At 45.3% G+C, this 20715-nt stretch carries 16 protein-coding genes; 9 read left to right on the top strand and 7 right to left on the bottom strand.

Translation table 11 applies throughout. The annotated features are described in order from the left end of the window. Positions 1-118: 118 nt before the first annotated feature. Together OCV11_RS07555 and yghU are read right to left on the bottom strand one after the other, a co-directional pair. On the bottom strand, positions 119-1273 hold the full coding sequence (locus OCV11_RS07555; protein WP_261896029.1) for an NAD(P)-dependent alcohol dehydrogenase: 1155 nt from the start codon (positions 1271-1273) through the stop codon (positions 119-121). Positions 1274-1345: 72 nt separating this feature from the next. Then, positions 1346-2206 carry a glutathione-dependent disulfide-bond oxidoreductase gene (gene yghU / locus OCV11_RS07560; protein WP_261896030.1) on the bottom strand — a complete coding sequence of 287 codons (861 nt, stop codon included), beginning with the start codon at positions 2204-2206 and terminating at the stop codon, positions 1346-1348. Between the two features lie 306 nt (positions 2207-2512). Here yghU and OCV11_RS07565 point away from each other — a divergent pair, with 306 nt between their 5' ends. After that, positions 2513-3394: a LysR family transcriptional regulator gene (locus OCV11_RS07565; RefSeq protein ID WP_261896031.1), complete on the top strand. Its 882-nt coding sequence runs from the start codon at positions 2513-2515 to the stop codon at positions 3392-3394. Between the two features lie 52 nt (positions 3395-3446). On the opposite strand, the gene OCV11_RS07570 is transcribed toward OCV11_RS07565, so the two are convergent. The 4 genes from OCV11_RS07570 to OCV11_RS07585 form a co-directional block, all read right to left on the bottom strand. Next, the gene (locus tag OCV11_RS07570; protein ID WP_261896032.1) at positions 3447-4028 is read right to left on the bottom strand and encodes an acyltransferase; all 582 of its coding nucleotides are present in this window, start codon (positions 4026-4028) and stop codon (positions 3447-3449) included. A 133-nt stretch (positions 4029-4161) separates the two neighbouring features. Then, complete coding sequence (locus tag OCV11_RS07575; protein WP_261896033.1) at positions 4162-5379, bottom strand: MFS transporter; 1218 nt, start codon at positions 5377-5379, stop codon at positions 4162-4164. Positions 5380-5685: 306 nt separating this feature from the next. Further along, positions 5686-6768 (bottom strand): LacI family DNA-binding transcriptional regulator, encoded by a 1083-nt coding sequence (locus OCV11_RS07580; protein WP_261896035.1) that lies wholly within the window; start codon positions 6766-6768, stop codon positions 5686-5688. A gap of 31 nt (positions 6769-6799) precedes the next feature. Next, complete coding sequence (locus OCV11_RS07585) at positions 6800-7906, bottom strand: ABC transporter ATP-binding protein (RefSeq protein ID WP_261896036.1); 1107 nt, start codon at positions 7904-7906, stop codon at positions 6800-6802. Between the two features lie 343 nt (positions 7907-8249). On the opposite strand from OCV11_RS07585, the gene OCV11_RS07590 reads away from it, so the two are divergent. The 8 genes from OCV11_RS07590 (at position 8250) to codB (ending at position 19343) form a co-directional block, all read left to right on the top strand. Then, positions 8250-9428 (top strand): extracellular solute-binding protein, encoded by a 1179-nt coding sequence (locus tag OCV11_RS07590; protein ID WP_261896037.1) that lies wholly within the window; start codon positions 8250-8252, stop codon positions 9426-9428. Positions 9429-9492: 64 nt separating this feature from the next. Further along, positions 9493-10797, top strand: coding sequence for a sugar ABC transporter permease (locus tag OCV11_RS07595; protein ID WP_261896038.1), 1305 nt, complete (start codon positions 9493-9495; stop codon positions 10795-10797). Positions 10798-10803: 6 nt separating this feature from the next. After that, positions 10804-11652: a sugar ABC transporter permease gene (locus OCV11_RS07600; protein ID WP_261896040.1), complete on the top strand. Its 849-nt coding sequence runs from the start codon at positions 10804-10806 to the stop codon at positions 11650-11652. Between the two features lie 31 nt (positions 11653-11683). Continuing rightward, the gene (locus tag OCV11_RS07605) at positions 11684-12913 is read left to right on the top strand and encodes a glycoside hydrolase family 53 protein (protein WP_261896041.1); all 1230 of its coding nucleotides are present in this window, start codon (positions 11684-11686) and stop codon (positions 12911-12913) included. Positions 12914-12924: 11 nt separating this feature from the next. Next, positions 12925-14994 carry a beta-galactosidase gene (locus OCV11_RS07610; RefSeq protein WP_261896042.1) on the top strand — a complete coding sequence of 690 codons (2070 nt, stop codon included), beginning with the start codon at positions 12925-12927 and terminating at the stop codon, positions 14992-14994. A gap of 295 nt (positions 14995-15289) precedes the next feature. Continuing rightward, positions 15290-16552 carry a maltoporin LamB gene (lamB, locus tag OCV11_RS07615; RefSeq protein WP_261896043.1) on the top strand — a complete coding sequence of 421 codons (1263 nt, stop codon included), beginning with the start codon at positions 15290-15292 and terminating at the stop codon, positions 16550-16552. A 318-nt stretch (positions 16553-16870) separates the two neighbouring features. Further along, on the top strand, positions 16871-17869 hold the full coding sequence (locus tag OCV11_RS07620) for a glycoside hydrolase family 53 protein (RefSeq protein WP_261896044.1): 999 nt from the start codon (positions 16871-16873) through the stop codon (positions 17867-17869). 211 nt (positions 17870-18080) lie between these two features. Further along, complete coding sequence (gene codB, locus OCV11_RS07625) at positions 18081-19343, top strand: cytosine permease (RefSeq protein WP_261896045.1); 1263 nt, start codon at positions 18081-18083, stop codon at positions 19341-19343. Positions 19344-19515: 172 nt separating this feature from the next. Here codB and OCV11_RS07630 read toward each other — a convergent pair whose 3' ends face one another. Next, positions 19516-20673, bottom strand: a complete 1158-nt coding sequence (locus tag OCV11_RS07630) for a XylR family transcriptional regulator (protein ID WP_261896046.1) — start codon at positions 20671-20673, stop codon at positions 19516-19518. Positions 20674-20715: the final 42 nt, after the last annotated feature.

Genomic DNA, 20715 nt, shown 5'->3' on the forward strand with positions numbered 1-20715 from the left:
CAGGCGCAGTGGTGATTAACCGAGATGTGATTATCGATTCCGCCCGAATCACGCAAAATCAAAAGCTTTGGTCATAAAAAATAAGGAAGACTCCCTGTCTTCCTTATTTTCTAGCTAACTAAAAAGTGCTCGCATCAATGACATATCGATAGCGGGCTTTTTTATCGACAACGTTTTCCCATGCTTGGTTGATTTGGTTAGCGTTGATCATCTCAATATTCGGCAGCACATTATGGCTGGCGCAGTAATTCACCACTTCTTGGGTTTCTTTCATGCCACCAATTAATGACGCATTGAAATTAACGCGGGAAAAGGCCAAATAGAGTGCGCTCATGGTGACTTCTGAATTGATCGGCATCCCAACTTGCGTAAATGTTCCGTACGGTTTCACCACAGCTGCATAGGCAGCAACGTTAAAGTCGTAAGGGATAGTGGAGATGACATAATCCAGTTGACCATGGTATGGCTGGAGTTTGGCGAGGTCGTCAACCACGATGGCTTCTTTGGCGCCGAAGGCAAGAATGTCTTTGACTTTGGTTGGGCTGGTGGTGAACGCGTACACTTCCGCACCTTTAGATACGGCGATTTTCACGGCAAGATGGCCTAAGCCACCAATCCCCGCGACACCCACTTTCATGCCGGGTTTAATGTCGGCACGCATCAGTGGTGAGTAGGTGGTAATGCCTGCGCAAAGTAGCGGCACGGCTTCTTGAAAGCTGACACTTTGCGGAATGTGTACCGCAAAATCTTCTTCGACCACGATATTGTTGGAGTACCCGCCTTGAGTGATGCCAGTCGGCGAGCGATCGTCAGGGAAACCATAGGTAAATAGAGTATCAGCGTTGTATTGTTCTTCATCGGTATCATGGTGGTGATAGTGATTTCCGCACATACAACCCACACCAGCCCGATCACCCACTTTGAATTTTGAAACGTTTTTCCCTACCGCAGAAACAATGCCGACGATTTCATGGCCGGGCACTTGTGGGTATTGCTGTTTACCCCAGTGCCCCTTTTCTTGGTGGATATCGGAGTGGCAAATACTGGCGAACTTGATGTCGATAAGAATATCGTTATCGCCCACTGGTCGACGTTCAAAGGTCCAAGGTTTTAGCACCCCAGATTCATCAAATGCAGCGTAACCGCGCGATGGAATACGCCGATTCGGCTCACTGGCGAAGACATTGAAAGGGCTTGAGAGCATTGCACCAATGCCTATCGCTCCTGTGAGTTTTAATACTTTTCTTCTCTGTTTATCTGTCTCTTCATTCATGCCCATTTCTCCATACTGGGTTATCAATAATAGTGACCAATAGATACCGTGTTTCTGCGTTGTGATGACCGCCTATTGAGGCTTTTTGCTTAACACTTGGTCAATATCCGAAGCTGAGTGCCTTTCGGTCAGTTTTTCCCACTCTTCGCCCATCAAGCGATTTACAATACGTCCTCTTTGCACGGCTGGTCGTGAATTGATCATCTGGGCCCATTTCAAAAGATGTGGGTAATCATTGACTTGCAAAAATTCAGTCGCATTATATAAATTGCCTAAAACGAGGTTGCCAAACCAAGGCCATATCGCAATATCCGCAATGCTATAGTGCTCGCCCGCTACATAGGGGTGTTTGGCTAATTGCTTATCCAGAACATCCAATTGGCGTTTGGTTTCCATGGTGAAACGATTAATCGGATACTCCAGTTTCTCTTGAGCAAAATAATAAAAGTGGCCAAAGCCGCCACCAACGTAGGGGGCCGATCCTTGCAACCAAAATAGCCAGTTCAACACAGTAGTTTTTTCCATCAAATTGCGAGGGAGCAAACGGTCAAATTTTTCGGCGAGATAAAGCAAAATATGGCCTGATTCAAAAATAGGAATCGGTTCAGGTTGTGAGTAGTCAACCAATGCAGGGATTTTCGAGTTGGGATTGATATCGACAAAGCCTGAGCCAAATTGATCTCCCTTACCAATCGCAATTAAGAACGCATCATATTCCGCTTGGTGAATCCCCAGCGCCAGTAGCTCCTCAAGCATAATGGTGACTTTCTGCCCGTTCGGCGTTCCCATTGAGTAGAGCTGTAATGCATGTATCCCTTTGGGCAGCGGTTGCTCAAATCGAGCCCCTGAAGTTGGGCGATTAGCTGCGCTGATTGTTTTGTCATCATCGAGTTCAATCGACCAAACTTGGGGTGGAATATAGTGTTGAGCCATAGTGTTCCTCTGCAGTGTTGTTAATTAGACGTTGATGATTCGGATGCAAACAAAAAAGTTAAGCGATTTTAGGTGACGATTTAGCGAGATTTTTTTGGTGAATTTAGAATTAAGGTATTGAAAAAATTAACTATATATTCTGTAAGGTATTTCTGTTTTTTGCTGATCATTGAGTAATTTACCAAATAGAGAGCGGCAGATTAATAGTCTAAAATTTCATTCATTTGTTAGTAATATTCATGAATCACGAGGTCTCGATAGCAATATCGAATGCTATACTTCGGCGACGAAAAAAGGAGAGCTAAGTTGGATGAATTAAAAGCATTTCTTGTGATTGCACGTCACGGCAGCTTAACCAAAGCCGCTGCCGAACTCGGAGTTACCCCATCGGCTTTAAGCCATACACTGAAAATGCTAGAAGAGCGGTTAGGGGTGAGGCTATTTGCTCGAACCACTCGAAGCGTCTCGCCAACCGAGGCGGGGACGCAGCTCATTGACGACTTAACACCTTTGTTTGAGAAGGTCGATGATGCCATTCTAAGGCTCAATGAACTCAAAGATAAACCTGCGGGCAATATTCGCATCACCGCTGCAGATGATGCTATACAGTATATTCTCCAGCCTAAGTTGCCTCGTTTTTTAAGCCGATATCCCGAGGTTAACATTGAGATTTCAGTGGATTACACCCTGACCGATATTGTGAAAGATCGCTTCGATGCGGGCATTAGGTTAGGTGAAGACCTCAATAATGACATGATTGCTGTAAAAATCAGCCCAGATTGGCGACAGGTTGTGGTGGCTTCTCCGCAGTATCTACGTAACCACAGTGCACCTAAAAAACCAGAAGATTTGCTAAGTCATAACTGCATTAATATTCGCTACTCAGATAAAAGTGGTTTATACGCATGGGAATTTCAAAAAGGGGATAAGAAGCTTAATTTAAAAGTGAAAGGTCAATACACTGCGAACAGCAATCCGCATGTTCTCGCTGCGGCTTTAGATGGGATAGGGATTGCCTATTTGCCAGAGTATTATGTCGAGGAGTACTTACAGCAAGGAAAACTGGTCGCTTTTCTGCTCGACTGGTGTCCTTATTTTGATGGTTACTATTTATATTATCCACACCGCAGGCAGGATTCTCCGGCTTTTCATGCATTGGTAAACACACTTCGTTATCAGGGAAAGTAACCCCTGTTTTAAACAGATTTAGGGCTCAGCATGCTAAGCCCTTTGGCATCGATCAAAAATGCTCTGCGCTCTCAACTGTTTTGAGTACTTTGGCGGGAACACCACCGACGACGGTATAAGCGGGGACATCTTTGGCTACAACTGCACCTGCAGCAATCACCGCCCAATCACCGATAGTGACGCCTGGCAACACGGTGGCATTTGAGCCTATCCAGACGTGTTGCCCAATGTGGATCGGGGCATAGTGATTTATTCGGTTATTGGTTGGGTTGAGATCATGATTGATGGTTGCTAGCACCACTTTATGCCCAATCAATGAATGATCTCCGATGGTAATCCCGCCCTGATCTTGAAAATGACAACCTGAGTTAATGAAAACATCCGTGCCAATCGAGATGTTTTTTCCAAAGTCGGTGTAGAACGGGGGAAACAAACGAAATGACTCATCAACGGGTTTACCGGTTAAACGTGACATGATGGTGATCAGCTGTTCTGGCGTGTGGTATTGGCAATTGAGTTCCATGCAGATTTGAATGGCTTCTTGAAACAGTTGGTTGGCGAATGCTTGTCGCTCTGGTGTGTCTAATTCGCGGTTGGTAAACCCCTCAATGACGTGTTGAATAGTGACTGACACCGTATTCCCTCTCAAGTGGATAAAATTAGAAAATAGAATTTGATTGACGCCAGCCTATCAACCTAATCACCAACCGATAATAGCCAATATTTTCATTCATTATTGAGTGATGCTCATTAATCAGGTTCACAGCCTACTTGTCATGCCCCGTCACCGTGCTCAGCCATTTTCGACTGCTGGTCACCAGAATCAACGCGACGATCAATGCGCTAAGACAGGTGAGTGTTAATGTTTTCCAGCCGCCGTTATTCCAGAGCAGGCCAGCAAGAGCGGAACCTATTGCGCCGCCAACAAAGTTGCAGGAAACAAAAGCGGTGTTGAGGCGATTTCTTGCATGCGGCGCGATGGTCAGCAGGCGTGTTTGGTTGAGGACGTTGAGCATTTGAATGCCTACATCGAAGACCAAAATAGCCACCAATAGAACGTAGATAGAGTCCGGACGAAAAAACGTCATAAGCAGGGCAAAAATCGCCAATCCTAAACCGATAAGTAAGCCTTGATAACTCTGACCTCGGTCGTGTAATCCTCCCACTTTGCGAGCAACTAAGGCCCCAGCAAGTCCTACTAAACCGACCATGCCGATTTGACTTAATGAATACTCAAACGGTGAAGCGCTAAGTAAAAAAGTGATGCCGGTCCACAGGGTTGAAAAGGCAAAGAAAGACAAAGCACCAATCAGCAAGGTGATCTGAGCAGCGCGGTAGGTGCGAACGGTGGTGATAACCGAAACCAATAAGGAAAAATAGGCAACCTGGGGTTTGGGCTTTTGCTGCGGTATTGCCCGATAAAGGGCGATGGAGAGTAGTAGCATAGTGAGTGCGGCGGCGAAATAGATAGCCCGCCAACCAAAAACATCCGCGACCAAACCGCTAATCGATCGCGACAACAAAATGCCTGTCAGTATACCGGATACAATGATTCCAACGATGTTGCCTCGTTGATCCGGTGGTGCTAATTCGCTGGCAAGCGGTGTGATTAATTGACCAGACACCGTAGTCAATCCCAGTAACGCCATAGCAATAGCCAACGAGATAAAACTATTGGCGCTGGCGCATAGAAGAAGCGCCACAACAGAGCACAACATGACCGAGGGAATCAGCCGCTTGCGGTTCAGTGAGTCGCCTAAAGGTACTATCAGTAAAATCCCGAGGGCATAACCGATTTGTGTGGCGGTAATTAATCCCCCCATCAATTGCACTGGAGCGTCGAGAGTGGCGGCAATGGTTACCAGCAGTGGTTGTGCCCAGTAAAGATTACCGACCGCAAGCCCGCCAGTGATGGCGAACAGTAAAATTTTGCCTAGCGAGAGCAAATGGTGTGGTGCGTCGACCATTGTGTCAGAGCGGGACATAAATCAGCCAAATCCTCTTGGTTTATGTTATGGCGCAGCAGTGACGCTTCAATCGTTATCGGCGCGTCCTGCTATCGAAAAGACATTATCGAGGTTAGCCATAGCAATGATAATGGAAGGTGAGCTCATATCACCTATGAGGTCTGGGTTGATAATCTAAGATGCGTTTTCAATGTGGCGAGTGACTTTAGCTGGGTTTGTTATTGTGTACATGAGGTGAGATTTGCCAAACATGCTCTCGCTCTATCGTACAGAGCAAAAAGCATGCATTGGCAAATTCTCTTTAAGGTATTGATAACTGGAGACTTAAAAACTCTCCCGCTGGATAAAATCGTAGCCAAGATGCACCATCTTTTTCACTTTTCTACCGTGGATCAGTTCAAGAAACAGCTCAACGGCGGTTTCGCCCATTTCCATTGGGTAGAGTCGCATGGTTGATAAGCTAGGATTCATGTGCGCAGAAGTGGAAATATCGTTCATTCCCACCACTTTGATATCGTTAGGAATACTCAACTCGCGCTCATAAATAGCTCGATAAACCCCCATGGCAACCACATCGGTTGCGGCAAACACCACGTCGGGCTGATGCTCGGTATCCAATATTTGCGACATGGCTTGATAGCCAGATTCAATACAAAACTCTTTGCTCACCACACAGTGCTCAGCGTGATAAAGGTTGCGCTCTTGCATTAGCTGGCGAAACACATGCAGCCGCGATTCATCATTACCAATAAATGCCGGGTATTTAGCGCCACTGGCGATGATTAAGTTGACTAACTCACGTGCGGCGGCATAGCGGTCAAAAAGGACGGAATCGGTTTTGATTCCAAGTGGATTTGAATCAACAAAAATCAGGTTCTGATTGTATTGATAGAGCAGCTCTATTTCGCGCTGATTGAAATGGCCAACAGCGATAACCGCTTTGGGTTTACTCAACAAATGAGCACTTTTTTCAATCATATCGCGGCGAATGGTACGCACGGCAATTTTGTTTTTGAAACAGGTATTTTCAATCCCCACACGAATGGAGGTGAAGTAGGGATCGGAAATTTCGCGCACTGGGTCGAGAAAATTCACCATTACCAATTCGAGCGGATGGGCGCTGTCGTCGCTGGTGTGCAACTGTGGATCCGCCTGCTTGGCTTTGCGTTGCTTTGGCGAAACGTAGCCAAGTTTTTCCACTGTGGAGAGAATTTCATGCCGCTTTGCCTCAGAAATAGACAAAGTTTGGTCTTGGTTAATGACCCGAGAGATCGTAGACGTCGAGACATTGGTACGAATGGAGATATCTTTTAGCGTGGTCAAAGGTAACCCTCTATACAAATAAACCGTGATGTTCAGTAAACGGTACAACTTTTGGTCACTGAGGGAGGTTAGGATAGGTAACATACCCTAACCAATTCCCTTAAAAAGCGATGAGTTAGCCAACTTTACTAAATTTTTTCTCCACCAAAGCTTGACCCTCTTTATCAAAGAGATGGATTTGATCGGCTGAGGTATAAAGTGCCAATGTGGTATTGGATTTAAAGGTGCAATCCCCTTGGCAAAGGAACTTAAAGTTATCGATGCCGCAACACTGGCCAAACACATACGTACTGCTGCCTAGGCGTTCAATCACTTCGGTATCAAACGAGAACTTAATCTGATTCTCTTCTTGCGATAGATGCTCGGGACGAATACCTAGGGTGATGGGTTCACCTGGGTTCATTGGTGCAACGTGAATCGGTAAGGTCATGTGGGCATTGCCAAATCCGGTATCGAGCACCAGCGCATCTTCATGCCAACTAACACATTTCGCGTTAATGAAGTTCATTTTGGGAGAGCCAATAAAACCAGCGACAAACAGGTTTTGTGGATGATAGTAAAGCTCCATTGGCGAACCCACTTGTTCAATGCGTCCATCGCGTAATACCACGATTTTATCCGCTAAGGTCATCGCCTCAACTTGGTCGTGAGTAACGTAAACCATAGTGGCTTTCAAATCATTGTGCAGTTTCGCAATGTGCAGACGCATTTCAACGCGCAGCTCTGCATCTAGGTTGGAGAGCGGTTCATCGAACAAAAATACTTCAGGATCGCGAATGATGGCGCGGCCAATAGCGACACGTTGGCGCTGACCACCAGAAAGTTGCGCGGGTTTTCTATCGAGTAGGGCTTCAAGTTGCAGCGCTTTAGCTACCAGTGCTACCTTTTTGTCGATCTCGGCTTTAGGCATTTTTTTTACTTTGAGCGAGTAGCCCATGTTGTCTTTCACCGACATGTGCGGATAAAGCGCATAGGACTGAAACACCATTGCGACACCACGCTGTGAAGGGGGAACATCGTTCATCACTTGGCCGTTGATTTTCAGTTCGCCGCTGCTGATATCTTCCAGACCAGCAATCATTCTTAGTAGGGTCGATTTGCCGCAGCCAGAAGGGCCGACAAACACCACAAATTCACCGTTTTCAATCGCAAGGTTTACGTTATGAATAGTCTCTGTATCACCAAAACGTTTGGTGAGTTCAGCAAGATTGATAGAAGCCATAGTATTACCTGTTGTCGTTATGCTGATAGAAAAATTGATTTATAAATAAAAAATCCTCAATTTGTGATTTATTTATCATTGACTAGTAAATATTTACTTAATTTCTAGTAAACCAATCACAAGCAGCGTGTTTAGTATTGATTAAGATCACAAATACTTAGCAATTTGGTAGTGAATGGGATTTGCTAAGGATTATTTTATACAGCGAACGGGACAACTTATTTAGTAAATTTAGTTTAGCTGCTACCAATAACGTAAAGCAAGAGGAAATATGAAAAATAACAACAAACTAAGAAGAAAAAACAATATTATCAGCTATTCTGTGATATTTGCATCTTTATTCATGACTTCATCTGTTTTCGCCAAAAATAAGTTACTGATATGGGAAGATATTCAAAAGTCCAAAGGTAACGAAGAGGCAGTTAAATTATTTGAACAACAAAATGATGTCGATGTTCAAGTAAAAGAGCTGCCTTATGGTGGTCAGATTGAAGCATTACGTATGGATGGCCCAGCAGGCACTGGCCCAGATGTCATCCTTATTCCTAATGACCAGATTGGTGGTGCGGTTATTCAAGGTTTAATTACCCCACTGACCGTACCGCAGAAGGTGTTAGATACCTTTACCCAATCGTCACTAAATGCTCTGACGTACCAAGGCAAACTGTATGGTATTCCAAAATCAGTGGAAACCATCGTAATGATATACAACAAAGACTTAGTGCCTAAATTGCCCGATAGCATGGATGGCATTTACGATTTGTCGAAGAAATTTGTAGCCGAGGGTAAATACGGTTTTATCGCGAAATGGGATGAGCTCTATTACACCTATGGCATTTTAAATGGTATGGGCGGCGATGTGTTCGCGAAGAAAGCCGATGGCTCATACGATTCTGAAAAGATTCTGCTTAATACCAAAGGCGCGGTAAAAGGTGCTGAATACATTCAGAAATTTTACCATGATGGACTATTCCCAACCGGGATTGTGGGCAACAACGGCTTGAATGCGATTGACTCGTTGTTTACCTCAAAACGTGCTGCCATTGTTGAAACTGGGCCATGGTCGTTCAAACCGTATGAAGAGGCAGGTATCAACTATGGGGTAGCGCCACTGCCAATGTTGCCTAACGGCAAGCCGATGGGGTCATTCATGGGCGTGAAGAGCTACAGCATTTCTTACTACTCTAAAAACAAAGAGTTAGCAGAGAAATACATTGAGTTCATCAACAACTATGACAACGCGAAACGTCGTTTTGTGTTAACCGGTGAAGTTCCTGCGCTCAAAGCCTTGGTGGACGATCCTGTGATCAAAAATAACGAAGGTGCTCGCGCGGTGGCAATTCAATCCGCTCGCGCTACCTCAATGCCATCGATTCCAGAAATGAATGAAGTTTGGAACCCAGCCAATAATGCGTTGCAGTTAATTGCGACTGGCAAACAGGCACCAAAAGCGGCATTAGATGGCGCAGTGAATGCCATTAATATGCAAATAGAGGCTAACCACGCCATGATGGGGAATTAATTTCCCCGCCATGATTCAGATTACTATGTTTTATTCGCACAGCGTTTAGACGCGGAGGTTGGTTATGTCTGAGTTATATGGAGATTCCTCTACACACGGTGAGAGGGCAAGCTCTCACCGCTTTATTGCCGCGTTATTGGGTGTTATTCCTGGCTTTGGTCAGTTTTATAATCGTCAATTTGCGAAAGGTGGAGCCTTCTTTATATTTTTATTCAGTTTTGTTGGGGTAAGTCATGACTTTTTACAGCATGGGCTGTGGGGTCTGATTACTCTTGGCGAAAAATTGCCCGAGGATAACTCAATATTCCTTCTGGCTGGCGGGATTATTTCCGTCATTATTGGGGCGTTTGGGTTATTAATTTATGCTCTGAGCATTATTGATGCTTATCACAATGGTAAGTTGCGTGATGAAGGGCAAGAGCTGAATTCTGTACGCAAGCAGTTTCGTAATATTGTGGAAGCTGGCTTCCCATATTTGATGACAACGCCCGCATTTATTTTGTTGGTATTTGTGGTGGTTTTCCCGATTATTTTTGGCTTTGCAATCGGTTTCACTAACTATAACTTGTACAACACGCCACCAGCGAAATTGGTCGATTGGGTGGGGCTTAAAAACTTTATCAATATTTTTAAAGTCAATTTATGGCGCAATACCTTTGTGGATGTATTGCAATGGACCGTGGTGTGGACGTTATTAGCCACCACGTTGCAATGCTCTGTCGGGATATTATTGGCGATTTTGGTCAACCAAAAAGATCTGAAATTCAAGCCACTGATTCGCACGATTTTTATTTTGCCTTGGGCTGTTCCTGGCTTTGTGACGATTTTGATTTTTACTGGGATGTTTAACGACACCTTTGGGGTCATCAATAACGTTATTTTGCACTTCTTTGGCATCGATCCTAAGCCTTGGCTGACCGATCCATTCTGGACTAAAACGGCGTTAATCATGATTCAAACGTGGTTGGGTTTTCCGTTCGTGTTTGCCATGACCACTGGGGTGTTACAAGCGATTCCTGGCGACTTATATGAAGCTGCCACCATGGATGGCGCGAGCAAGTTCCAACAGCTGCGCACCATTACTTTGCCTTTGGTTTTGTACTCAATTGCGCCGATTTTGATCACTCAATACACGTTTAACTTCAATAACTTCAACATTATTTATCTGTTTAACAATGGTGAGCCAGCGGTGATAGGCAGTAATGCAGGTGGTACGGATATCTTGGTCTCTTGGATTTACAAACTGACCATGTCTTCATCGCAATATTCGATTGCTTCGGCCATTACTTTGTTGCTCTCCATCTTTGTGGTCGGCATTGCGTTGTGGCAGTTCAGAATGACCAGCTCATTTAAATCAGAAAGAAGGTAAGTCGTGATGAATACGAGTATTAAACGCAGTAAGCGAATTCGGTTGACCTTAAGTTACTTACTGATTTTTGTGGTGTGCGTGATCATTATTTATCCATTGATTTGGACAGTTGGTGCATCGTTTTATCCCGGTAACAGCATTATGGGGGATTCGATTATCCCTGAGCATCCGACCTTGGCGCACTACGCCACCTTGTTTGCCAATGATCGTGTGGCGTATCTGCAGTGGTATTGGAACAGCTTAAAAATCAGCGTGTTGACCATGGTTCTTACCTTGATAAGTGTTTGCTGTACCGCGTATGCCTTTTCGCGTTTTCGCTTTAAAGGCCGTGAAAATGGACTGATGCTGTTTTTATTGTTGCAGATGATTCCACAGTTCTCGGCGTTAATTGCGATCTTTGTGTTGGCGCAGATGCTGGGGTTGATTAATAGCCATCTTGCGTTGGTATTGGTTTACGTAGGCGGCATGATTCCAATGAACACCTACCTGATGAAAGGCTACTTAGATGCCATTCCCAAGGATTTGGATGAGTCAGCCAAAATGGATGGAGCAGGGCATTTTCGCATCTTTATCGAGATCATCTTGCCAATATCCAAACCGATTATTGCGGTGGTTGCGCTGTTCTCTTTCACAGGACCATTGGGTGACTTCATTTTGGCGACCACAATATTGCGCTCGCCAGAAAACTACACCTTGCCCATCGGGCTGTATAACTTGGTCGTGGAAAAAATGGGCGCGAGTTACACCACGTATGCTGCAGGCGCAGTGCTCATCTCCATCCCAGTGGCGTTGCTCTATTTATCATTGCAAAAATATTTCGTTTCAGGACTGACTGCCGGCAGTACCAAAGGTTAAGTCGTACTTGAGGTTTATAAGGAATTACATCATGAAAGTATCTCATTTAGCGTGGGCAGTATTGGGTTTAAGTGTTGTGCTCACCGGTTGTCAATCGACGGAGGTTGGCAACGCAAATCCAGCAGCAGAGACCAACAGTTATGTGATTGCTCCAGCCAAAGTTCGTCCTGATTTCATCAAGGGGATGGATGTGTCGATGTTGCCTGAATTGGAAGCGTTAGGCGCCAAATATTATGACCAAGGCAAGCAAGAAGATGCGATCACCATTATGCAGGCGCACGGCATCAACTACATCCGTGCTCGTTTGTGGGTGAATCCACAATCACTAGACCATAAAGCGTTTGGCGGCGGTAACTCCACCTTAGATCGCGCTATTGAACTGGGCAAACGCGCTCATGCCCATGGAATGAAATATCTACTCGATATTCATTACAGCGACTTTTGGACCGACCCAGGCAAGCAGATGAAACCACAAAGTTGGGAAAAACTGCCATTCGATAAGCTGGTGACCAAGGTGTATGACTACACCGACCAAGTGATGAAAGCCCATCGTCAGGCGGGGGTTGTGCCCGATATGGTGCAAGTGGGTAACGAGCTCAACAGTGGCATGTTGTGGCCAGATGGTAAGAGTTGGGGCGGCGATGGCAAAGAGTTTGATCGTCTAGCGCAGTTGCTTAAAGCGGGGATCAAAGGGGTGCGTGATAACACGCCAACGGGCGACACCATTCCCGTGATGCTTCATCTAGCCAAAGCAGGTGATAACGGTGCCTTTCGTTGGTGGTTCGATGAAATTACCAAACGCCAGGTGCAATACGATGTGATTGGTATGTCTTATTACCCGTTCTGGCACGGTCCGATGGATAAAGTGCAAGAGAACTTAAACGATGTGATTGCCCGTTATCACAAACCGGTAATGCTGGTCGAAACTTCGTTCCCTTTTACCAGCAAAAACGGCGATTCATTAGCGAACGGTTATGCCGAAAGTAAGCCGATTGAAGGGTATCCGATCTCGGTTAACGGCCAAGCGCATTTTATCAATGACATCATGATGATGCTTAACAATCTCCCGAACAAAATGGGGCTTGGTATCGTGTATTGGGAGCCTGAATGGCTACCAGTAAAAGGGGCAACTTGGGCAACCAATGCTGGGATGGATTACATCCAAGACCATTGGGCCGAAGGTAACTCTTGGGAAAATCAGGCGTTATTCGATTTTCAAGGCAACACATTACCCTCTATGCAAGTATTTAATTCACATTAAGGAAGAACTTCATGTCGCAGTTCAGTTCAGTGATTCCAAATGTCCACTCTTTCCTCCACGGAGCGGATTACAATCCGGAGCAATGGCTTGATCGTCCGGATATTTTGGAACAAGACATTCAACTGATGAAGCAGACGCATTGTAATGTTATGTCTGTGGGTATTTTCAGTTGGGCAGCGCTAGAACCCAAAGAAGGTGAGTTTCACTTTGAATGGTTAGATGGCGTGCTTGATCGCTTCGCGCAAAATGGGATTTCGGCCTTTTTGGCAACGCCAAGCGGGGCGCGTCCGGCATGGTTGTCACAGCGTTATCCCGATGTGTTACGTGTCGATAAAAACCGGGTAAAACAGTTGCATGGTGAACGTCATAACCACTGTTATAACTCACCTAACTATTTGACCAAAGTTGGCATTATCAACCGTAAATTAGCTGAACGTTACAGCCATCACCCTGCGGTGATTGGTTGGCATATCTCCAATGAATACGGCGGCGAATGCCATTGTGAGACCTGCCAAAGTCATTTTCGTGAATGGCTAAAAGCACGTTATGGCACGTTGGATAATCTGAATCAGCAGTGGTGGACGGCGTTTTGGAGTCATACCTTTAGTGATTGGTCGCAAATTGAATCGCCATCGCCAAAGGGAGAAAACTCTTTGCATGGCTTGAACTTGGACTGGAAACGTTTTCGAACCGATTGTGTTGTCGCGTTCTGCCAGCATGAAATCGAGCCACTGAAAGCGTGTAATCCCGACTTGCCGGTGATCACCAACTTTATGGAGTATTTCTACGATTACGACTATTGGAAACTCAAAGACGTCATCGATGTGGTCTCTTGGGATAACTACCCACTGTGGCATCGTGATGCTGATGAGTTGGAGCTAGCGAGCTACACGGCTATGTATCATGACTTGATGCGTACCATGAAGCAGCAACCGTTTTTATTGATGGAGTCGACGCCAAGTCAAACCAACTGGCAGCCGATCACCAAACTCAAGAAAAACGGCATGCACATCTTGTCGTCGCTGCAGGCGGTCGCGCACGGTTCTGACTCAGTGCAGTATTTCCAATGGCGTAAAAGTCGTGGCTCGGTGGAGAAATTCCACGGTGCAGTAATCGATCATGTTGGTCATGCGGATACTCGTACGGGGCGTGAAGTGACCAAACTGGGTGAACAACTGGCCGCGCTGGGTGACGTGTGTGGCAGTCAAACGCAATCGCAAGTGGCGATCGTGTTTGATTGGGAGAGCCGTTGGGCGATGGATGATGCCTCTGGCCCGCGTAATCAGGGGCTCTACTACGAGCAAGTAGTGTCTGAGCATTATCGCGGCTTTTGGGAGCAGGGGATTAACTGCGACATCATTGAGCAGCTGAGTGATTTCACGCCTTACAAAGTGGTGGTCGCACCGATGCTTTACCTCATTAAGCCCGGAGTGGCAGAGCGTCTGGAAAGCTTTGTTAAGAGCGGTGGTGTGTTGGTTGCAACCTACTGGACCGGCATCGTCAACGAAACAGATTTGTGTTTCCTTGGCGGTTTCCCGGGTGGCAGTGACAGTCCTTTGCGCCGTACTTTTGGTATTTGGGCGGAAGAGATTGATTCACTCTATGATGATGAGCGAGTGGATTGCCAAACGATCTCTGGCAATGCATTGAATTTGCAGGCTCATTACCAAGCTAAACATCTGTGCGAACATCTGCACTTGGAAACGGCGCTAGCGGTGGCGAATTACCAAAGCGATCTGTTCGCAGCAACGCCTTGCTTAACCGTAAATCAACATGGTCAAGGCAGCGCTTATTATGTGGCAGCACGCCATGATGTGGAGTTCTATCGGGCGTTTTATCGTCAATTGGTGTTAACCCACAATATTGCGAAGCCTCTTGATGAGGTGCCGTTAGGTATTTCGATTACCACGCGTGAGCAAGGTAATAAAGCGTATCTCTTTGTCATGAACTTTTTAAATAGCGAGCAGAGTGTTGCCTTGAAACAACACCCGTACGTTGACCTGATTCATAATAAAGTAATCACAGACAACTTATTGGTATTAAAACCTTACGAAGTTGTTGTGTTAGCGCAAGAGAAATAGCCGCCATTATTATTTGTCTTGTGTGGCAATGTTGATAATGGTGTGAAGGGAAATTTTATATCAAGTAGTTGTGTATCAAAAAATAGGAATATTCAGATAGTGAAGTAAAAAAGTAAAAGCGCCCCTCTCCAATTATTTTGTTGAACTCTATTTCGTCGATAGGAGCAATACTGCCTCCCTGTTTGCTCTCGACTGAAATAATAAGTTATGGAAATCGAGATAATTCTTGAGGGACCGCTTTACCCATGATTTACCCAATCATTAAAAGCAATAACGATAACAAAAGGAAAATAACATGAAACAAAAATGCAGACCTCTCTATCTAGCACTGTGCGTGGCCATGGCTTCAAGCTCTGCTTTCGCTGTCGATTTTAATGGCTATGTCCGTGCTGGGACAGGGATTGCAGGCAGTGGTGGTGGCCTACAACGTGGTGATGAATTTCACAAAAATTTATTAGGTCGTTTGGGTAACGAGTTTGATACTTATGCAGAAATTGGTTTAGGCCAAGAGCTGTTTAACCAAGATGACCACAGTATGTATCTCGATACCATGTTTTCAATGGAGTCGGATGGCAACATGGAAACCGAGAAAACTTCCGGTTCTGATTCTGGTGAAGCGGAGTTTGGTATCAAACAAGCGGCTTTGAAAATCAAAGGTTATATCCCTGATGCGCCAGAGGCGACCATCTGGGCGGGTAAACGCTTTTATCAACGCCAAGATTTGCACATTATCGATACCAAATTCTTGAATATTTCTGGCTATGGCGCCGGTATTGAAGGGCTAAATGCGGGTCCTGGTACGGTGTCACTTGCCGTGGTGCGTGGTGATGATGACATTGATGACGCGGTTTCTAGCGATGATCTCAACATCTATTATCTTGATGCGCGTTACTCAAACTTAAAACCATGGGATGGCGCATGGGCAGAAGTTGCGCTAGCTTACGCGGTGGTCAATCCTACTGATGAGCAAGACGATGTCGACTCGCTTGATTTCGATAATGGTTTTATGTTCACCGCACAATTGAGCCAAAGCTTTAATCGTGGTTATAACAAAACCGTATTCCAATATGGTACTAAGGGCCTAGCGCAAAATATGATTTCGCAAGGCGGTGGCTGGTACGATGTTTGGAGTGGTGATGTGAACAGCGCTAAAGGTTACCGCTTAATTAACACCGGTGATTTTAAAGTAACTGAGAACTTCTTGATTGACCACGTTATTACTTACGGTTACGCGCAAGATCACGGTGATTACGTCGACGATGAAAACCTATTATCGGTTGTGATGCGCCCAACTTATAGCTGGTCAAACTACAACAAAACCATGTTAGAGCTCGGCTATTTTAAAGATAAGAAATCGTGGACCAGTGGCAGTGAAACCAAAACTGGTGGTGAAAAAATCACGTTGGCTCATGCCTTTACCATTGGTAAAGAGTTCTTATCTCGCCCAGAATTACGCTTCTTTGTCTCTTATTTTAAAGATGAAGAAGGTACCTACTTTAAAAATAGCACCAAAGATAATGACATCTTTTACGGTGCGCAATTTGAAGCTTGGTGGTAATTCTTTCGCATTAAGCTTTTTCAATCCTAATCTCAATGAAAGCACCCACTGCCATGGGTGCTTTTTTATGATCGATTTTTCATGGCTGCTTTTTGTGATCGCGCAAAAGAGAATGAGTAAATATTTACTATGCGTTATTGATGTTGATTTAAAAATAAAAAACTCAATTACGTTGGCTGATGTAATTGTGAGGTGAAATCTGACGCTCAAAATGGGATGAGATAGGGTTATCAGGCAAATAAGTGATATTGAAAAATCATAAATTAATGGCCGGATTATTGAGTCTAGGTTATTTCATTCAGTCTGAGGATGTTCACCATGAATAAATACATAAAATGCGCTTTATTAGCGAATTTGATTGCGGTTGCTACTCCAACGCTTGCCTTTGTAAAAGGAGCTGATATTAGCTGGTTAACACAAATGGAAGACAGCGGTTATACCTTTTATAACGATTGGGGATATAAACAAGATGTGCTGTCGATATTACGTGATCACGGGATGAACGCAGTGCGACTGCGGGTGTGGGTTAATCCGAGCGATGGTTATTATAATTCGCTTGCGGATGTCATCACTAAAGCGCAGTGGGCCAAGGCGGCGGGAATGGACGTGATGATCGATTTTCATTACAGCGATACGTGGGCGGATCCCGGCAATCAATGGAAACCAGACGCGTGGAGCAGTCTCGATTTCAATAGCTTGATGGACCGTGTTTGGTCTTACACTCGCGATTCGCTAGAGCAGATTAAGGCTGCGGGAATCACTCCTAAATGGATTCAAATTGGTAATGAAACCAACAATGGTATGTTGTGGAACGACGGCATGGCATCGAGCAACATGCGTAACTTTGCGTGGTTATTTAATAGCGGCCGTAATGCCGCAAAAGAGGTCTTTCCTAACGCCAAGATCATTGTGCATCTGGCTAATTGCCAAGATAACAGCGTATTTCGTTGGATCTTTGATGGGCTAAAAAACAATGGCTCGCAATGGGATGTGATTGGTGCTTCGATGTACCCGCGTAGCGTGACCAATATGACGTGGCAGCAGGCAACCGCTGCTTGCTTATCTAACCTTAACGACATGGTAAGCCGCTATGGTTCCGAAGTGATGATCACCGAAGTCGGCGTGCCATGGGATGATGCTGAGGCCAAAACCATTGTCGCTGATGTAATCAAAAAAGTGCGCAGCGTGAAAAGTGGCAAAGGCATTGGCGTGATGTACTGGGAACCAGAAGCCTACAACTGGCAAGGTTACACATGGGGTGCTTGGAATCCCAATACTAAGCAACCGACAGAAGCGTTAGACGCTTTCCTCGAGTAAGGCTCAAAAGTGCAGGTGAGGTGTTAACCCTAAACCTTAAACTGTTCATCATCTGCACTTCACCAAGATGAATCAATAAGCACCTAGATGCACTAAATTGGTTCGTCGTTGTGGAGTTTTTTCCCCGAAGCTCCCGTTTTGACCCTGATTGGGATTGGCATACTCTTTGTAACTAGGTTGCATAATCTATATATGCGCAGGAGCGTTGACTATGCACCAAGACACGGATTTTCCATTAAGTGAAGTGCCGAATAACCATCGTAAAGGGATGTTATCGATGGCCGTGATTCTACTCGGATTCACTTTTTATACCGCCACCATGTGGGCAGGAGGCAGTATCGGTACCGCTTTTTCATTTGATCAGCTGCTGCTGATTATTGTGGTGGGTAACCTTATTTTGGGCATCTACGCCGCAGCATTAGGGTGGATCGCGTACAAAACAGGGTTAAATACGGTGTTATTGGGCCGCTACTGTTTTGGTGAAAAGGGCAGCCGATTAGCGGATTTTGTGTTGGGATTTACTCAAATTGGTTGGTATGCGTGGGGTGTGGCGACCATCGCGATTGTTCTGACGACGCTGTTGAATCTTGATAAATCTTGGCAACTTCCTTTAATGATTCTGTTTGGCTTTGGTTTCTGTATCTCTGCGTTTATTGGCTATCGAGCGATCGATATTCTTTCCAAAATATCGGTGCCCTTGATGCTGATTTTTATCGCGATCAGTTTCTATCGCGGCTTAGTCGATGTAGGCGGTTTGGTCGCGCTGTTTGGTATCGAACCTACCTCTGGTATGACAATGAGCGCCGCGGTTACCGTGGTGATTGGCACCTTTATCAGTGGCGCTACCCAAGCGACCAATTGGAGCCGCTTTGCCAAATCGGGACGAGTAGCCGTGATAGCAACGTTAATCGCGTTCTTCTTGGGTAATGGGCTGATGGTCTTTATTGGCGCGTATGGCGCTTTAATCTATCAACATGCGGATATTGTTGATGTGCTGGTGGCTCAAGGATTTCTGTTCTTAGCTATCGCCATGCTGTTTACCAATCTTTGGACGACCCAAGACAACACCATTTACAACTTTGCAGCTGCGGGCTGTAATTTGCTGCGCAGTGACAAAAGACGCACCATTACCCTTGTCGGCGCGGCAATCGGTACCGTCTTGGCTGTGCTCGGTATGTATAACTATCTGATTCCATTTCTGGTTTTGTTAGGCACGTTTATTCCGCCGATTGGCGCGGTCATCATGACATCCTATTGGTTTGTGTATCGCGGCGAGCTGCCAAAACTGGCGAGTGTCACGCTACCTAATTATCACTGGGTGGGTTTAGCGGCTTATGTTATCGGTTCAACCTGTGCTTATCTTTCCCCATGGATGCCACCGCTGGTGGGCATCATTGCTACCAGCGTCAGCTACATCGTTTTGGCTCAGGTCTTTGCCTTGCGAACTAAAGCGACCCAGGTTGGTGTGATGTAGCCCAAAAGAGAATATCTATTAGGTTCTTGTGAGCGAAGGATTACTCATTGAATCCATTCTATAAAACCCCCTCTGTTGCTTTGTGATAGAGAGGGTTTTGTTTTTTTAATGGCGACAGTCGAGGAATAAAAATGGTCGATTTCTTGCCTCAGATACCCTAGTTATTGTTCAGCTATTCTTCGCGAAAGCTATTTGGGGTTCGATCAAATTCTTTTTTAAAGATGGCATACATATATTGCACCGTAGGGTAGCCGGAGGCTTTACTGATTTCCGCAATACTGAGCTTAGTGTGGTTGAGCAGTTCTAACGCTTTATTGAGTTTGTTGGTGTGAATTTCGTGGTGAATGGAATAGCCCAGTGCTTGTTTAAACTTATTATCTAAATGCGAGCGGGACACGTGCAGATAGTCCAACACCTGTTCGACTTTGAGTCCTTTGCTGGCATTGAGGCGAATATAGTGTTGTGCCCGAATCACATCAGGGTCTTTCACTGAGCGATAGTCACTTGAAAGGCGCGCATGGACTTTCTCTGGCGGCACGATCACTCGGTCGTGCTCAAGTGGCTCACCATTGAGTAGGGTGTCGAGCATTTGCGCTGCTTGGTATCCCATAGTGCGAACGCCTTGTTCAACCGATGAGAGCGGAATGCGCGAAAGGTAACGGGTGACTTCCTCGTTATCAATGCCGACAACCGCAAGGTGTTCTGGGATCGGAATGCCTAATTCATCGATTACTTGCAAAAGTTGTCTTGCTCTTGCGTCGGTGGCGACAATGATTCCGGTAGGTTCGGTTAACGATTTCAACCAGTTAGCCAAGCCTTCTGCGGCAGCTTCCCAATGGCAATTTAGCGGGGCTAAACCGCGATAGATACTGTACTGCATGCCTTCTTTTTCAATCAGCTCCACGAAGGCTTTTTCACGTTCGACTGACCAACGCCAATGTTCACACACGGGAAAACCGTAATAGCCAAAGTGCAGTAATCCTTTGTCTTTTAGATGCTCGTAAGCTTGCTGGATAATTTTACTGTTGTCTGTCGCAACGTAAGGAATGGACGGATAATCATCACCATTGTGATAAGAGCTACCAATGCCGACAATAATCGACTCTGTTTGTGATAAATAGTGCGGAGTCTCTGGATTGTCGTAATCGGCAATAATGCCATCGTATTTAGTTAAATTAATACTTTTGTTATCTGAGTAAAAGTCCTCTTCAATATAGACATCCCACCGACAAAACGACGATTGAATATATTCTCCAATGCCGGAAATTAACCCGCGGTCATAGGCTTTATTGGCATTCAGTAGGATGGCGACTTTATTTTGTTTTTTCATTATTAGCGCTTCGATTCAGACCTTTGACCAGATAATACACGT

Source organism: Vibrio porteresiae DSM 19223 (assembly GCF_024347055.1).
GTDB classification, from domain to species: Bacteria; Pseudomonadota; Gammaproteobacteria; order Enterobacterales; family Vibrionaceae; genus Vibrio; species Vibrio porteresiae.

Bases quoted from the DNA above. Each gene is read 5' to 3' on its own strand.
- OCV11_RS07555 (WP_261896029.1), bottom strand. From the start codon at position 1,273: ATGAATGAAGAGACAGATAAACAGAGAAGAAAAGTATTAAAACTCACA.
- yghU (WP_261896030.1), bottom strand. From the start codon at position 2,206: ATGGCTCAACACTATATTCCACCCCAAGTTTGGTCGATTGAACTCGAT.
- OCV11_RS07575 (WP_261896033.1), bottom strand. From the start codon at position 5,379: ATGTCCCGCTCTGACACAATGGTCGACGCACCACACCATTTGCTCTCG.
- OCV11_RS07580 (WP_261896035.1), bottom strand. From the start codon at position 6,768: ATGTTACCTATCCTAACCTCCCTCAGTGACCAAAAGTTGTACCGTTTA.
- OCV11_RS07585 (WP_261896036.1), bottom strand. From the start codon at position 7,906: ATGGCTTCTATCAATCTTGCTGAACTCACCAAACGTTTTGGTGATACA.
- OCV11_RS07590 (WP_261896037.1), top strand. From the start codon at position 8,250: ATGACTTCATCTGTTTTCGCCAAAAATAAGTTACTGATATGGGAAGAT.
- OCV11_RS07595 (WP_261896038.1), top strand. From the start codon at position 9,493: ATGTCTGAGTTATATGGAGATTCCTCTACACACGGTGAGAGGGCAAGC.
- OCV11_RS07600 (WP_261896040.1), top strand. From the start codon at position 10,804: ATGAATACGAGTATTAAACGCAGTAAGCGAATTCGGTTGACCTTAAGT.
- OCV11_RS07605 (WP_261896041.1), top strand. From the start codon at position 11,684: ATGAAAGTATCTCATTTAGCGTGGGCAGTATTGGGTTTAAGTGTTGTG.
- OCV11_RS07610 (WP_261896042.1), top strand. From the start codon at position 12,925: ATGTCGCAGTTCAGTTCAGTGATTCCAAATGTCCACTCTTTCCTCCAC.
- lamB (WP_261896043.1), top strand. From the start codon at position 15,290: ATGAAACAAAAATGCAGACCTCTCTATCTAGCACTGTGCGTGGCCATG.
- OCV11_RS07620 (WP_261896044.1), top strand. From the start codon at position 16,871: ATGAATAAATACATAAAATGCGCTTTATTAGCGAATTTGATTGCGGTT.
- codB (WP_261896045.1), top strand. From the start codon at position 18,081: ATGCACCAAGACACGGATTTTCCATTAAGTGAAGTGCCGAATAACCAT.
- OCV11_RS07630 (WP_261896046.1), bottom strand. From the start codon at position 20,673: ATGAAAAAACAAAATAAAGTCGCCATCCTACTGAATGCCAATAAAGCC.